Source organism: Pseudomonas fluorescens, from assembly GCF_001307275.1.
Lineage (GTDB): Bacteria > Pseudomonadota > Gammaproteobacteria > Pseudomonadales > Pseudomonadaceae > Aquipseudomonas > Aquipseudomonas fluorescens_AA.
Window position 1 is genome coordinate 4681106 of sequence record NZ_CP012831.1, and the last position, 14539, is coordinate 4695644.

Annotated in this window: 11 protein-coding genes; 5 read left to right on the forward strand and 6 right to left on the reverse strand. The window is 61.0% G+C overall.

From position 1 onward, the window contains the following. The first annotated feature begins 72 nt into the window (after nt 1–72). Entirely contained in the window at nt 73–1065 is a 993-nt protein-coding gene (locus tag AO356_RS21070; RefSeq protein WP_060741381.1) for a GlxA family transcriptional regulator, read from the forward strand. Here the strand turns inward: AO356_RS21070 and AO356_RS21075 are convergent. Together AO356_RS21075 and AO356_RS21080 are read right to left on the reverse strand one after the other, a co-directional pair. Beyond that, nucleotides 1034–1936: an alpha/beta fold hydrolase gene (locus AO356_RS21075; protein ID WP_060741382.1), complete on the reverse strand. Its 903-nt coding sequence runs from the start codon at nt 1934–1936 to the stop codon at nt 1034–1036. The two genes, AO356_RS21070 and AO356_RS21075, sit on opposite strands and share 32 nt — an antisense overlap. A 28-nt stretch (nt 1937–1964) precedes the next feature. Then, the gene (locus tag AO356_RS21080; protein WP_060741383.1) at nt 1965–2342 is read right to left on the reverse strand and encodes a hypothetical protein; all 378 of its coding nucleotides are present in this window, start codon (nt 2340–2342) and stop codon (nt 1965–1967) included. A 541-nt stretch (nt 2343–2883) separates the two neighbouring features. Here AO356_RS21080 and AO356_RS21085 point away from each other — a divergent pair. The 3 genes from AO356_RS21085 to AO356_RS21095 all read left to right on the forward strand — a co-directional run bounded on the left by AO356_RS21085 (nt 2884) and on the right by AO356_RS21095 (nt 8393). Further along, entirely contained in the window at nt 2884–3231 is a 348-nt protein-coding gene (locus AO356_RS21085; protein WP_060741384.1) for a DUF6124 family protein, read from the forward strand. A 741-nt stretch (nt 3232–3972) separates the two neighbouring features. Further along, nucleotides 3973–7563 carry a hypothetical protein gene (locus tag AO356_RS21090; protein ID WP_060741385.1) on the forward strand — a complete coding sequence of 1197 codons (3591 nt, stop codon included), beginning with the start codon at nt 3973–3975 and terminating at the stop codon, nt 7561–7563. Nucleotides 7564–8036: 473 nt separating this feature from the next. Then, nucleotides 8037–8393: a DUF6124 family protein gene (locus tag AO356_RS21095; RefSeq protein ID WP_060741386.1), complete on the forward strand. Its 357-nt coding sequence runs from the start codon at nt 8037–8039 to the stop codon at nt 8391–8393. Nucleotides 8394–8514: 121 nt separating this feature from the next. Here the strand turns inward: AO356_RS21095 and AO356_RS21100 are convergent, their stop codons facing one another. The 4 genes from AO356_RS21100 to tam all read right to left on the reverse strand — a co-directional run bounded on the left by AO356_RS21100 (nt 8515) and on the right by tam (nt 13370). Next, nucleotides 8515–10338: a glycoside hydrolase family 15 protein gene (locus tag AO356_RS21100; RefSeq protein WP_060741387.1), complete on the reverse strand. Its 1824-nt coding sequence runs from the start codon at nt 10336–10338 to the stop codon at nt 8515–8517. After that, the gene (locus AO356_RS21105) at nt 10331–11131 is read right to left on the reverse strand and encodes an SDR family oxidoreductase (RefSeq protein ID WP_060741388.1); all 801 of its coding nucleotides are present in this window, start codon (nt 11129–11131) and stop codon (nt 10331–10333) included. The genes AO356_RS21100 and AO356_RS21105 overlap by 8 nt, the downstream gene beginning before the upstream one ends. Nucleotides 11132–11373: 242 nt before the next feature. After that, nucleotides 11374–12507 carry a cupin-like domain-containing protein gene (locus AO356_RS21110; RefSeq protein WP_060741389.1) on the reverse strand — a complete coding sequence of 378 codons (1134 nt, stop codon included), beginning with the start codon at nt 12505–12507 and terminating at the stop codon, nt 11374–11376. Between the two features lie 92 nt (nt 12508–12599). After that, nucleotides 12600–13370, reverse strand: coding sequence for a trans-aconitate 2-methyltransferase (gene tam / locus AO356_RS21115; protein WP_060741390.1), 771 nt, complete (start codon nt 13368–13370; stop codon nt 12600–12602). A gap of 143 nt (nt 13371–13513) precedes the next feature. On the opposite strand from tam, the gene AO356_RS21120 reads away from it, so the two are divergent. Then, nucleotides 13514–14248 (forward strand): thioesterase II family protein, encoded by a 735-nt coding sequence (locus AO356_RS21120; RefSeq protein WP_060741391.1) that lies wholly within the window; start codon nt 13514–13516, stop codon nt 14246–14248. Nucleotides 14249–14539 lie beyond the last annotated feature (291 nt).

Sequence of the window (14539 nt, forward strand, 5' to 3'; positions counted from 1 at the left end):
AGGGGTGGACGGTTTTACTTTAGATCCGTAGGCTCTGGCGTATACGCCAATAAGCCCACGAATCACGCCAATATGCCCAACTCTCCGAAAATCGTTCATGTCCTGGCCTTCGCCAACGTGCAAGTGCTGGATGTCACTGGGCCCTTGCAGGTCTTCGCATCGGCCAACGACCTGGCCCGCCAGCAAGGCCTGCCGCTGCCGTACACGCCGACGGTCATCGCCGTGGGCGGCGGGGCGGTGATGTCCTCGGCGGGGTTGGCGCTGATGGCCGAGCCGCTGCCGAGCGAAGGCAGCGACACGCTGTTGATCGCCGGAGGCTGGGGTGTGTACGAAGCGGCGAAGGACCCGGCGCTGGTGGCCTGGGTCAAGGATCACGGCCTGCGTTCGCGCCGGGTGGCGTCGGTGTGCACCGGGGCATTCCTGCTGGCCGCCAGCGGTTGGCTGGACGGACGGCGCGTGGTGACGCACTGGACCCGCTGCGAACAACTGGCCGAGCAACATCCGCAATTACGGGTCGAACCCAACCCGATTTTCATCAACGACGGTCCGGTCTGGACCTCGGCCGGGGTCACGGCCGGCATCGACCTGGCCCTGGCGCTGGTCGAGGAGGACCTGGGCCGTGCGGTGGCCCTGGAGGTCGCCCGGCACCTGGTGGTGTTCCTCAAGCGCCCCGGCGGCCAATCGCAGTTCAGCGTGACCTTGTCGCTACAAAAGCAAGGCAGTCGTTTTGATGACTTGCATGCCTGGATCGCCGAAAACCTCACCCGTGACCTGGGCCTGTCGAGCCTGGCCGCCGAGGTGGGTATGAGCGAACGCAGCTTTGTACGGCACTACCGCGCCGACACCGGCCAGACCCCGGCGCGGGCCGTGGAGTTGATTCGCGTGGAAAACGCTCGCCGCCTGCTGGCCGACACGGCGGTGTCGATCAAGCGGGTGGCGGTGCAATGTGGCTTCGGCAGCGAAGAAACCCTACGCCGCAGTTTCCTGCGGGCCATGGGCGTGACGCCCCAGGCCTATCGCGAGCGGTTCGCCGTCAGCCTTCAAGCAGATCCAGCAATGCCTTGAGCGTGGCCTCGGGGGCTTCCTGGGGAATGTTGTGGCCAACACCGGGCAGCACTCGGCGCTCATAGAACCCCGTGAAATGCTCGACGTCTTCATCGTGTTCCGACGCGGGCCCCACGCCGTCATCGGCGCCGCACAGGGAAATGCTCGGCACGCTGATGGCCGGTTGTGCCGCCAGCCGTTCCTCCATCCACTCCAGCGTCGGGTCGCCCGGCGCGTACATGAAGCGATGACGGTAGGAGTGGATCACCACGTCGACGAAGTCCGGGTTATCGAACGACGCGGCACTGAGGGGGTACCGTTCGGCGCCCCGTGTCCAGGTCGGTGACCACAGGCGCCAGAGCAAGTCACACAGTTCGCGCCGGTTCCGGGTCAGGCCCTCGACGCCCCGGGCCGTGTGGAAGTAATACTGGTACCACAGGCGATGTTCGGTTTCCGGGTCCAGCGGCTGGGTGGAGCGTGGAATGTCCTGCAGGTTGTAGCCATCGCCGGTCACCAGGCAGCGCACGCGCTCGGGCCACAGGGCCGCGACGATACACGCCGCCCGACCGCCCCAGTCGTAGCCGCACAGCGCCGCTTGGGGGATGGAGAGTACGTGCATCAGGTCCAGCAGGTCCTGGGCCAACGCCGCTTGCTGGCCGGAACGCATGATGGCCGGGTTGTTGAAGCGGGTCGGGCCGTAGCCGCGCAGGTAGGGCACGATGACCCGGTAGCCACGCTGGGCCAGGGCCGGCGCGACTTCATCGAACGCCCTGGGGTCGTAAGGAAAACCGTGCAGCAGGATGATGGGGTCGCCGCTGGCGGGGCCGTGTTCTTCGTAGGCGATGCGCAGCAACGGCGTGACGGCGAAGTCGATCCTGGGCTCAAGGTTCATGTCGGCCTCCGGCAGTGTGCGGTTGCGTTCAGGCAGGTTCCTGGTTGACGTATTTGGCCCGGTCCGGGGTAAACGTCACGATCATGTTCGTGCTGGAACAGGTCAGGGTGCGCTCCTGGGTCAGGTCGATGTCCAGGTCTTCACCGCGCAGGCCCTGCCATTGGGCGAGGTACTTGAGGCAACCGAATTTTTCGTTTTTCTTCAGGCTGCGGCTGACGCCACCTTTCCAACCCAGCACCGGCAATTCACCGGCCAGGCAACGTTGCGCCAGTTCGGGAAACTTCATCGCCCGGTCGCGGCCGATTTCCCAGCACTTTATCAGACCCCGGTCCTGGCCTTCCCAGAGGTTTTCGCGGGTCAGGCCTGTTCGGGGTGGGGTGGTGATGGGGCGTTTGATATGGGTCATGTCAGGTCCTTGAGTCGGGTTTTTATCGGGCAGCTCCGCTGCACCCGTGAGAGCATCGATCTTAGGAGGGGTTTGGGGGGCTGGCAACTTCTAACGGGACGGAGTGATAAATGGGGACCCGGAGACTGCAATGCTCTTGTGGCGAGGGAGCTTGCTCCCGCTGGGTTGCGAAGCGACCCCAGGATTCTTGCGCCTGATGCGCAGTCGAGCGGGAGCAAGCTCCCTCGCCACAGGTTATGCGTTCCTACAAAAAATGTGGTGTACCGGAATTTTCTGACGAGTCGCGTCGGTTGCCGGTTCGGAAGGGGCGGGGATAGGCTTTGCTCGTCGCTGCAAAATCAGCGACCGGGTTTGGTCGCCCGGGTTTAGAATGGCGCACGGTGCCGCGCGAGCGGCTGTCTGCTTTATGGCTGACTGTGCGTGGGAGGGCTTCGGGCCCTGCCGGGTTTCCATTCCCTGGTCGACCAACCTGCGTACAGTTCGCCACCTTCTGCTTGGTCGCGGAAATGGTGAACTCCACGTTCGAATGGAGATTCATGTCATGGTCAAGATCACCCCCAACCCTCCACGCGCCGAAGACCTTTCTGCCTACACCACCCTCGACACAAAAAAACTCCGCGAAGCCGCCGACCGGGCGCTGGACATTCACTTGTCTCCCACCCCAGCCAAACCCGATACCCAGGACGGTCAGGTGTTCACCGTGGTCCCCGGGCTAAACACCGAGTCGGTGTTGACCAGCCTCAGCGAAACCCTGGCCTCGGCCGATGCGCTGGTCAGTGACTTGGGGTTCGAGCTGGAGGGCTCCCGGCGACACGTAGCACTGGGGATTCAGCAGTTGATCGAGCTGGCCAGATTGCTGGCCAACCGTGCGTTGGATGACATGAACTGAAAGGGCCTGCGTCCTGACAGGCACACCGTTTGGTGAACTGGATTTTGTGGCGAAGGTATTTATTCCCGTTGGGTTGCGCAGCATTCCAAAAACTACCTGCTCGGTGTGTCTGATTGATTTTGGGCGCCTTATTGAGGACTGCTTTTCGGCCCAGAAAGGACGAATCCTCTCGCCACAGAAATTAGGTGTTCCGAACTTGCGGCCTAAGGAGGTTCTTTGAATCATCGATCTCATTGCCAATGAGTAGTTGCTCGTGTGCGATCTGTCGCTGAAAGGAAGTGTCAGTAAGCGGTAGTTGTTATTGGTTCGCGAGCAACTTCTGCGGCGCAGTTGTCGATTGGTGCGATAGATGTGTTTGGTATCCGAGCTCGTGGCAACATTGGCTCCTAGTTCAAAACAAGACAGGGAGGTGCTGGCGCAAGTCTTCCAGAAGATTGCGGCCTAGGTCGCAGGGCGGTTGGTGTGAGTCTATGCTGAGGTACTGCCGAGATCGTCAGATTTTCGTGCATTCGCGCGCATTAAGAGGGAGAACAGATGGCTTCTCGCGCAGGGTCCCATGCGGGGCGAGGATTCCGCTACCAAGACGCGGTGACTGCATGCTTGGCTCTTCAAGGATGGGCCGGACATTCTCCGTATGGTCTTGTAATTCCAGAAGGTGACGATGACATTGAGTTGCATGCTCCAATAGGCCGCGTCCTTGCCCAGGTGAAATCGCGGCGTGAAAACCGAGGTCCGTTTCTGATGGGCGAGGTAGTAGCCTTTCTCACGAAGCTGTGGAGTCGGACCACTGAGCAACCAGAGGACTCATACCTGCTGATCCTTGAGCGCGAGGCTGCCGGATGGTCTTGCAACCAAGGTACCGCCTGGCTGCATGAGCTTCCCGCCGTCATGCTGGCATTGCCGCAGGGTATTGCCTCGGAGCTGTTGGCTCGAACCCGTATCTACGTGATGCCAAATCCACGAGGTGCTGCTCATCAGGCGATTGAAGTACAGAGGGGTTGTACGACCCTTGAGGCCGATGCGTACTATGGCGCAGTGCTGCGCCGCGCCGGCAATCTGGCTGACGACAATGGCATGAAAAAGTGTGGAGGTTTTGTAGGACTGTCCACCAGTGATGTTGAACTGGAGCTCAATAGACTTGCTCCGATGTTTACGTCGGCACGCATTCAAGCTGCTTTATCACGTGGTTTGTGTGAAGCCGTGGACTTCTCGACGCCGTTTGAAGATGTGGACTTCTTCTCAGGAGTCGACGTTCAGCCAGGCCATGTCGTAGCCGGTTTGCTTGTCGAGCGTGTCGCTCTGCGCGATGCAGTGGTCAAAGCACTGGGTGAGCGTAGAGACGTTCTGCTCAAAGGCCCCTCCGGTGCTGGTAAGTCGGCTTTACAGTGGGACGCTGCTTACACATTGCGGCATTCAGTGAGATGGTTCCGTGTTCGTCGATTGACTGTTGAAGACATAGTCGACTTGATTGCCTTGGCAAATAGCTGCTGCGCCTCAGCCGATGCGCCTGTAGGTTTCCTCTTAGACAACCTCAGCGCAGGTCTGATGGATGGCTGGGATGCTCTTGCAAGGGAGGTTGCCATTCTTCCTGGTCTTGTTCTGCTGGCTTCCATTCGTGAAGAGGACATCTATCCCCTGGCGGAACGAAGCAAAGCGCTGGAAGTCCCGGTGCAGGCCGGGGACGACTTTGCCGAGCAGTTCTGGCGCGAACTTTGTGAGCGAGGCATGACTGAGTGGACGAACTGGCTTGAACCATGGACTGCGTCCAGAGGGCTGTTGCTTGAGTATGCGCACATACTCACCCAAGGCTCTCGACTAGATGAGACGCTGCGCCAGCAAGTCGCAGTTCGAGCTACCGATTCGACTCGTCACGTTGAATTGGAAGTACTCCGCCTATGCGCCGCTATCACTTGTATTGGCGCGCGTGTTGATGTCGCGCGATTGCCCGAAGTACTCGACCGCAGCGCAATTGAGATAGGCACCTCTTTGCCACGTATTGTAAATGAGCACTTGCTGCGTGATCTCGGCGATGGATCAATGGGCGGCGCTCACGAACTGCGGTCACATCATCTACTTAAGGAGACAGATCATATCTCCCTTCGAACTCAGGCTGAGACATTCGAGCTCGCCCTGGGCGCCGTGTTGGAGGCGGACATTGGGATATTCCTTGCAAGGGCGTTAGAGCTGCATCCTTCTTTAGAAGATGCCATGCTGGATGCACTCGTCGGGAAGCTGGATCAGCGATCGTCAGCACATTTGATGACGGCTGCTCTCAATGGGCTTGGCGAGAGACAAATAGGGCAAGTAATCGAGGCTTGGCTCAGTTCATCGGAGGTAGTTCAGGTTCCGCTCAGCCAGAGATCCTTCGTGGGAATGTTCGGAGTCTCAGGCATTGAATTGCCGGATTTCCTCGCTTCCACGCATGCGGCACCAGCAATCAGACTCATTGCTCAGATGAAGATGCAGTCTACGCAAAGCAACCTACGCGGTCGTTTACTCCAAAGATTGTCCACATCGGACATCCAAAGAATGCTAGAAGAAGTGGATGACTTGGCTTCTCTAAATGCCTTGTTGGTAGCGCATGTTGGTCATACTTTATCACCAGTTCTTCGTGATGCGCTTATGGAGATGTCGCCGGACCTACTGACTGGCGAGCTATCCCAAGTAAGTGCGTTGCTGGGAACGGTTCGTCTGTTAGATCAAGATGTCGCGACTCGGTGGGTGTCAAACGCTGGAGCATCAGCGCTTCTGAAGCGTATCGGCGATGAAGTGCCTTGGGCAACGGAAGCTGGCACGCGTGAGGAGACTGAAGGGTTGGCGGTCGTCTGTGACATCCGTGCTGCTCCCACAAGGTATCAGCCGGACCCACATGGTGACGTTGTTGCCCTTTGCGAATTGCTTCTAGCCTTGAGCCCTACCGCAGACCTTGCAATCGCGCGTGCGGTGACTGCCAGTGGAGAACCGCTCGGCTACGGTGGGGGGCACGTTGCAACAAAGAAAATTCCGCGAGCAAATCTTCCTCCAGACTCGTTGCCAGCTTGGAATCGCCGATGGGGCGCTGCAATCAGTGCGAAGTTAGCACCTGAGAGCTACGGTTCTTACCTCATGCAGGCAGCGGACGATATAAAGCAACTCAACTCGTGGTTACTCAACCTACTCGACGGACTATTTCGAAACTCTCCAAGTGCTGCAGCATTGGAAGGATTGGGAGATGTTCACGAACGCTCTCAGTCCATGCCTTCTCCGAGTCTTCCCTGGTTCGCCAAGGACGCCGAAGGGGAGTTGGTGGGGCAAATAAATTCAAACCTTCAACATATCCTGTTTGATTGCAGCGCTGACTTGGTTCGACGGTTTGCAAGGTTGCCGGAAGACGCTAGGCCGTACATCGCATGGCTTGGGGACGTCCAAAAGCGTATTCGGGAATCTATTGAAGTGGAGCCCTGGCACATTGTTGTCCATGAAGCACAAACGAGAACGGAGCTGGAAACGCTTGTCGAGTTGATTGATGATTTGCGGGCGTTAGCCGGGGACGGATTGCAGCGCGGTGCAAATCCGGTACTCCTTTATCGGCGTCTGCGTGCGCCAAAGGGCCAAGCTCTGGCAGAGGCCCGCGCGTCGGCACGCAAACGAGCAAGGATGGGGAAAGGAAATATCGAGCGAGATTTGCAACGGTCCTTTCGGGCGCTAGCCTCCAGCGCGCGCGTATACGTCAAATCGTCGAGCGGTGAGCTACTGGTGTGGCCCTTTCTGGAGGTGCTCGTAACGTTTGAACTTGAACATATTCATCGTTGGCCCTCGTTCTTGTCCGAAGGCTGGACTAGCTGGCGGTCTCTTCTTGAAGACACCTTGCCTCTGACGGTGATGCCGGTGGTGAACGGCATGTGTGTGCCGATGTGCGCTGTAGGCGGATATGACCAACTATTCCCTTCCGAGTCCAAAGCGCGAGAGTGGATACAGGCTATGGGGTTGCGGCCGATTCCCGAGACCGCTTCTCGTATGTGGGGGGCGTTCTCCGAAGCTGTGATGGACGTTGCTGTCTTGGAGACGCAAGGTTTTGGTCTCAGCAATCGCCCCGAGATTGAGCGTCTGGCACGCATAGACGCGCGCGCACGTTTGCAGGCCAATAAGGCATCGATCGATGACAGGTTACCAGCGCTGCTTCGTGCAATGAGCGACACGCTTGTGGCGCTGGTTGATCAAGAGCCCTGGGAACTCCACAACGCTCAGCTCGCCATCTTGCGCGGAGAAGTCGATGCTGTTGGCGAGGTCCTAATCGAAGCACAGTATGCATGCTATTCAGTGGATCTCGGGACTGCTCCGGCTCTGACTTAACTGCAAAAAAACGGCTTTGCGAGTCGTCGGGAGACAGAAAGGTGTGGCCGTTGCCGGGAAAGGGTGTGACGATGCGTTTAGGGGGGGGACGATGATTTCAAAGAACTTCGTATAAAACCTAAGACCGCAACCGCAGTTTTGGAGAGTGGTTCCTACAAAAAAATAAGTGAACCGGAATTTTCTGACGAGTCGCGTCGGTTGCCGGTTCGGAAGGGGCGGGGATAGGCTTTGCTCGTCGCTGCAAAATCAGCGACCGGGTTTGGTCACCCGTCCAATGTCAGGCGCACACGCGCCAACCTCAGCATGTCGGCGCTTTTTTGCGTGCTTGTCGGTATGCTTTGCGGTGGGCTGTGCGCGGGGCACTTTCGAGTGCGCCGGGTGCCTGACTTCCCGGTTGACCAACCTGCGTATAGCCCACCACCCTCGTTTGGTCACGAGATGGGTGAGCTCCACTTCAAGTCAGGAGTTTCACAATGGTCAAGATCACCCCCAACCCTCCACGCGCCGAAGACCTTTCTGCCTACACCACCCTCGACACAAAAAAACTCCGCGAAGCCGCCGACCGGGCGCTGGACATTCACTTGTCTCCCACCCCAGCCAAACCCGATACCCAGGACGGTCAGGTGTTCACCGTGGTCCCCGGGCTAAACACCGAGTCGGTGTTGACCAGCCTCAGCGAAACCCTGGCCTCGGCCGATGCGCTGGTCAGTGACCTGGGGTTCGAGCTGGAGGGCTCCCGGCGACACGTAGCACTGGGGATTCAGCAGTTGATCGAGTTGGCCAGATTGCTGGCCAACCGTGCGTTGGATGACCTGGAGACGACCGGCTAACGGACACACCGTTCTTGTGGCGAGGGAGCTTGCTCCCGCTGGGTTGCGAAGCGACCCCAGGATTCTTGCGACTGTTGCACAGTCGAGCGGGAGCAAGCTCCCTCGCCACAGACCACTCCGCTCACGGCTGCCAATGATTCTTCTCCCCGCTCAACTTGCGGTCCAGAAAACTCGCCGCGCTGATCAACGCCAGATGGGTCAAGGCCTGGGGCGTGTTGCCCAAGTGGTAACCGTGGCTGTCGAACTCTTCGGCGTACAGCCCCAGCGGGTTGGCGTAGCGCAGCAGTTGTTCGAATTCCAGCTGGGCTTTTTCCACGCGGCCGGCGCGGGCCAGGCATTCGACGTACCAGAACGAGCAGGCCGCGAATGAGCCTTCGATGCCGCTGAGGCCGTCGATGGGGCTGTCGTCGTTGCGGTAGCGATAGACCATGCCGTCGCGCACCAGGTGTTTTTCGATGGCATCGAGTGTGGAGAGCCAGCGCGGGTCGCGGGCGCTGACGAAACGCACCAGGGGCATCAACAGCATCGAGCCGTCGAGGGCGGTGCTGCCCAGGCGCTGGATGAAGTGCTGATGTTCGTCGTTCCAGAAGTTGGTCCAGATGTCTTGGTAGATAGCCTGGCGGGTCTCGTCCCAGCGGGCGAACGGGGCGGGCAGGGAGCGTTTTTCGGCCAGGCGGATGGCGCGGTCGACGGCGACCCAGCACATCAGCCGCGAATGCAGGAAGTGCTGCTTGTCGCCGCGCATTTCCCAGATGCCCACGTCTTTGTCCTGCCAGACCTCGCACACCTGGTCGACCACGTCGACGGTGTGTTTCCAGCCTTCATGGGAGATGGCTTCGCCGTATTTGTTGACCAGGTACACCGCGTCCATCAACTCGCCGAAAATATCCAATTGCACCTGCTGGTAGGCCAGGTTGCCGATGCGCACCGGCTGCGCATTGCCGAACCCGCTCAGGTGCGGCAGCTCGGTTTCCGGCAGCTCCAGCCTGCCGTCCAGGCCGTAGAGGATGTTGAGTTTGGTCGGCTGGTCACAGCAGTCGCTGACCCGCCCGCGCAACCAGCGCATATAGGCGTTGGCTTCTTCGACGAAGCCCAGGCGCATGAACGCGTAGACCGTGAACGAAGCGTCGCGGATCCAGGTGTAGCGGTAATCCCAGTTGCGCTCGCCGCCGCGGGTTTCCGGCAGGCCGAAGGTGGCGGCGGCGAGGATGGCGCCGTGCTTGCGCGAGGTCAGCAGTTTCAGCGCCAGGGCCGAGCGATTGACCATTTCCCGCCAGCGCCCGCGATAGTTGGATTGGCCGATCCAGCCGCGCCAGAACGCCAGGGTCCGCTCCAGGCAGATCGCGCTGACGTCGTCCTGAAGGCGTGGGTCGTCGATGCCGCCCAGCAGGAACTCGGCGCTCTGGCCTTGTGTAAGGGTGAACTCGGCCACCGCTGCGTTCCCGTCCAGCGTCAGGGGCTGGTCGGCGCACAAGCGCAGGCTCGGTTGTCCCGGCGCCTCGAAACAGATGTGGGCACCGTCCTGGCGCGCCGTGGTGGCGGCCCGGGCATAGTCGTGGCGTACCGCGCAGCGCAGGCGAAACGTCGCGCTGCCGATGGTCATGCGCACCCGGCGGATCAATACCGGCAGATCGTCCTCGCTGTCGCCGATGGGCAGCAGGTCGGTGAGTTCCACTACGGCGCCGTCGCTCAGCCAGCGGGTTTGCAGGACGTTGGTGTCGGGCAGGTAGATTTGTTGGCGACGGGCATCCGGCAGGTCTGGCGCGAGCTGGAAGATGCCTGCTTGCGCAGTGTCCAGCAGCGAGCAGAAGATCGACGGGCTGTCGAATTCCGGCCAGCAGAAAAAATCGACACTGCCGCGATCATTGACCAGCGCGGCGGTGCGCATGTCGCCAATGATGCCGTGGTTCTCGATGGGGCTTTGCGGTTCGTCATGATCAGCCATTGCCACGAAACCCCGGGTAAAGGCTCATCCCGCCATCGATGAACAGCGTGGTGCCCACCACATAATCGGACAAGTCCGAGGCCAGCCAGACCACCGCGTTGGCGACGTCCTCCACATCGCCGACGCGACCGTAGGGAATCAGCGCCAGCAGCTTTTGCTCCTGCTCGCCCTCGGTGGCTTCGCGATTGATCGCCGTGCGGATGGCACCGGGGGCGATGCTGTTGATGCGGATGCGCTGGTGGCTGGTTTCCTGGGCCAGGCTCTGCATCAGCAGATCGACACCGCCCTTGGACGCGGCGTAATTGACGTGGCCGGCCCAGGGAATGCGCTGGTGCACCGAACTCATGTGGATGATCTTGCCCGCGGCCCGGGACACGCCCTGGCGAATGCCCTGGCGGTTGAAGACCCGCAGGGCGGCGCGGGCACAGAGGAACTGGCCGGTGAGGTTGGTGCCGATCACGGTGTTCCAGTCTGCCAGGCTCATGTCGACGGCGGCGGCGTCTTTTTGCAGGCCGGAATTGGCCACCAGGATGTCCAGCGTGCCAAAGGCTTCGAGGGTTTGGGCGAACAACTGCTCGACCTCGTGTTCCTTCGACACATCGGCACCGACGGCAATGGCGCGGCCGCCGTTGGCGTTGATTTCACGGGCCAGGTCTTGCGCCGGGCCGGCGCTGGAGTGGTAGTTGAGCACCACCGCGGCACCGGCGTCGGCCAACGCCCTGGCCGAGCCTGCGCCAATGCCGGAGCTGGCGCCGGTGACCAGGGCAACCTGTCGGGCGAGGGATATCTGCATGGTCTAGCACCTTGAATGGAGGGCCTTACCTGCTGACTGATGTGGGGAGGGTGGAGTTCACTTGGGTGAAGCAGTCTTCATATTCCAGGTCCAAACACAAACCTGTGGCAAGGGGACTGTGGGAGCATAGCTTGCTCGCGAAACAGGCGACTCGATTTCTGAAAGACCGCATTGCCTTCGTCGCGGGCAAGCCTTGCTCCCACAATCCTCCTGCCACAAAGAATGTTGCTTTAGGCCGACCGTTACCAACCCCGCCCTGAATTCACCCAGAAATTCACCGACAACGACGTCGACACCGACTCCACCTGATGGAACCAGCCTTCCGGCAAAAACAGCAAATCCCCAGCCTCCAGCGTCACGCGCATGAAGGTCACGTCCCGGGCGTGGGGGAAGCGTTGGTAGTCCGGCGCGTCTGGGTTGAAGTCGCAGCCGTCCAGCCCGCCTTGGGGGGCCGTGGACCAGGTGCCCAGGGCTTCGCGGTGGTGAGGTGCGGCGAGGGTGAAGATTTTCTGGCCCCAGACTTGGGCGAACAGGTTGTCGGTGTCGTCGCGGTGCAGCGGTGTCAGGGTGCCCTTGGGGCCGATCCAGATGCGCGGTGGGATGAACAGCGACGGGTCGAAGTAGGGCGGAAACTTGATCTGCTCCATCAGCCGCGCCGGCAGGATGTTGTTACCCATGTAGGCCGGTGGTTCACCGTCGGCGCCCTTGGCCGCCGGGCTGTCGAGGGAGGCGATGAAGTCGGCCATGGACGTGGAGCGAAAGTCCCGCTCGGTGGAGAAGGTCTTCTTCACGTAGTCGCCGTGGCGGGTGATGCCTTGCAGTTCGGCAAAATGCACCAGGGATTCTTCGCGGCTGAGCTTGAACAGCGGCCAGTCCTGCAAGGCATCGCTGATGACCAGCGGAATGCCGTGGGGCAGGTACTGGGCGCGAAACTCCTGCACCGACAGCCCGCTGCGAGGCCGCCGTTGCACGCTGCGTTGGATCGGCAGGCTGGCGGTGAGCTTTTCGCTGAAGCGCGGCGGGGTGGGGTAGCGCTTGTTCATGTCGACCTTTTCCACCACGCCACCGCCATGCCGGGCATGGTCGATGATCTGCGGCAACAACGTCGCCAGGCCCATGTTGCCGCCGATCTTCAGGCGACCGCTGGCGAACAGTTCTTCCACGTTGGCCATGCCGGCCATGATCCCGAGGAAGTCCTTCTCCGCCACCTCGATGGTGACGTCGGGGCTGGTGTGGCGGCCAGCCTCGGTGCGGCTGCTGGCCTTGACCTCGGACCAGTACGCCTGGTGCGGGCCGAACACGAATTGGAAGACGCCTTCGATACCAACGGCGCCGGCATTGGCGAACAGCTTGCCCAGGATGGTTTGCAGGTCCACGGCGGTCACTCTTGCGGGTTTTTGGTCTTAGCAGGTAACGAGGGGCCGGAGCAGAAATTTAGGCCCTCGTCGCTGCGTCATCGACCCTCGCCCTAGCGTGTCGCGACCATGAACACCCGGGGAAACGGCAGCAGCACGGTCCCATCGTCCAGGGCTGGATAAGCCTGCTCGATCGCCTTGAGGTAGTGCGCCAGGTACTGCTCGCGTTGCGCCTCGTCCAGCGGTTCGAGAAACGGCCGCAAGCCGCTGCCCTTGAACCATTCCACCACGCCTGCGGCGCCGCCGGCCAAGGGGTGATGGTAGGTGGTGCGCCACACATCGACGCGGCTGCAGTGGGGCTTGAGGATCGAGTAATAGGTGCTGGGATCCTCCACCTCGGTACGCGAATCCGCCGCCCCGGCCAGTTGGCTGGCCCAGGGACCGTTGGCGGCGATTTCCCGCATCAAGCGGTGGGAGGGCTGGTGCAGGGTGTCGGGCATCTGGATCGCCAGGCTGCCACCGGGGGCGAGTTTGCCGATCAGCGAGGGCAGCAGGGTGGCGTGGTCGGGCAGCCATTGCAGCACGGCGTTGGCGAAGATCACGTCGAACGGCCCGGGCTCATCCCACTGACCGATGTCCGCGGTGTCGAACGCCACGGCGGGCAAGCGTTTGCGTGCGGCGTCGACCATGTCGCTGGAACTGTCGAGGCCGCGCACCGTGGCGCCGCTGAAATGTTCCACCAACAGTTCGGTGGAATTGCCCGGGCCACAGCCCAGGTCGATCACCGAACGGGCCTGTGTGGGGGGAATGGCGGCGAGCAGGTCCCGGGACGGACGGGTACGTTCCTGTTCGAAGGTGACGTATTGCTTGGCGGACCAGCCCATGGCGTTCTCCTGTGCGGTGGAGTGAGTCGAGGTCGCCAGTATAAGGTCGGACGGGAAAGATGGAGCGAACGTAACGGTTTTGACTAATTTTGTGGGTTACGATCTCGTTATCTTTCCTACACGACCGATCGGAGAAAACCGCAGTGACCCAACTGACCCTGCTGTGCCTGCCTTATTCCGGCGCCAGCGCGATGGTGTACAGCCGCTGGCGGCGCAAGTTGCCGCAATGGCTGCATGTGCAACCGGTGGAGTTGCCGGGACGCGGGGCGCGCTTCGACGAGCCGCTGCACACCGACATGGGCCCGTTGGCGATGCAACTGGCGCGGGAGCTGTACCCGACGCTCCAGGCCCCGTACGCCTTGTTCGGCCACAGCCTGGGTGCGCTGCTGGCCTGCGAAATCGCCCATGCCCTGCGTGAACTCGGCAGCCCGGAACCGGTGGCGCTGTTTGCCTCCGGCACCGCGGCGCCGACGATGCGGGCCGACTACGACCGCGGTTTCGCCAAGGCGAAAACCGACGCTGAGTTGATCGAGCAACTGCGCACCCTCAACGGCACGAGCGAGGAGATCCTGGCCAATGAAGAGCTGATGGCCCTGACCCTGCCGATCCTGCGGGCCGACTTTTTGCTGTGCGGCCGCTTCCAGCCGCGGCAGCGGCCACTGCTCGACTGCCCGGTGCATGTGTTCGGCGGCACGACCGACAAGGCCACCACGGAGCAACTGATGGGCTGGCGCCAGGAAACCACGGGCAGCTTCTCGGTGGACATGCTGGCGGGCGGGCACTTCTTCATTCACGAGCACGAGGCCAAGGTGCTGCGGCTGATCAAGGATCAGTTGAGCGTGCATCATCGGCGGCATGGGTTGGCGATCAGCGCCTGATTGGATTCCCAGCTCATTCAAATGCCTTCCCCACATTGGCTGGGGTGATCCATCCCCTGGGGGAGCGAGCTTGCTCGCGATGGCGTCGTGTCAGTCAGCGAACAGCAAGCTGAGCCACCGCTATCGCGAGCAAGCTCGCTCCCACATGAGTCGTCCACATCATTCTCGAAATCTCCGTCCTGCCCCCTTCCTGACACAAATTCCCAAACGCTAATTTTTCCGGCTTGCATTCGTTTCATAGGGACGACTTGCCTTTGTGCCTTGTGCCCACTGATTCCGGATACCCCAGAA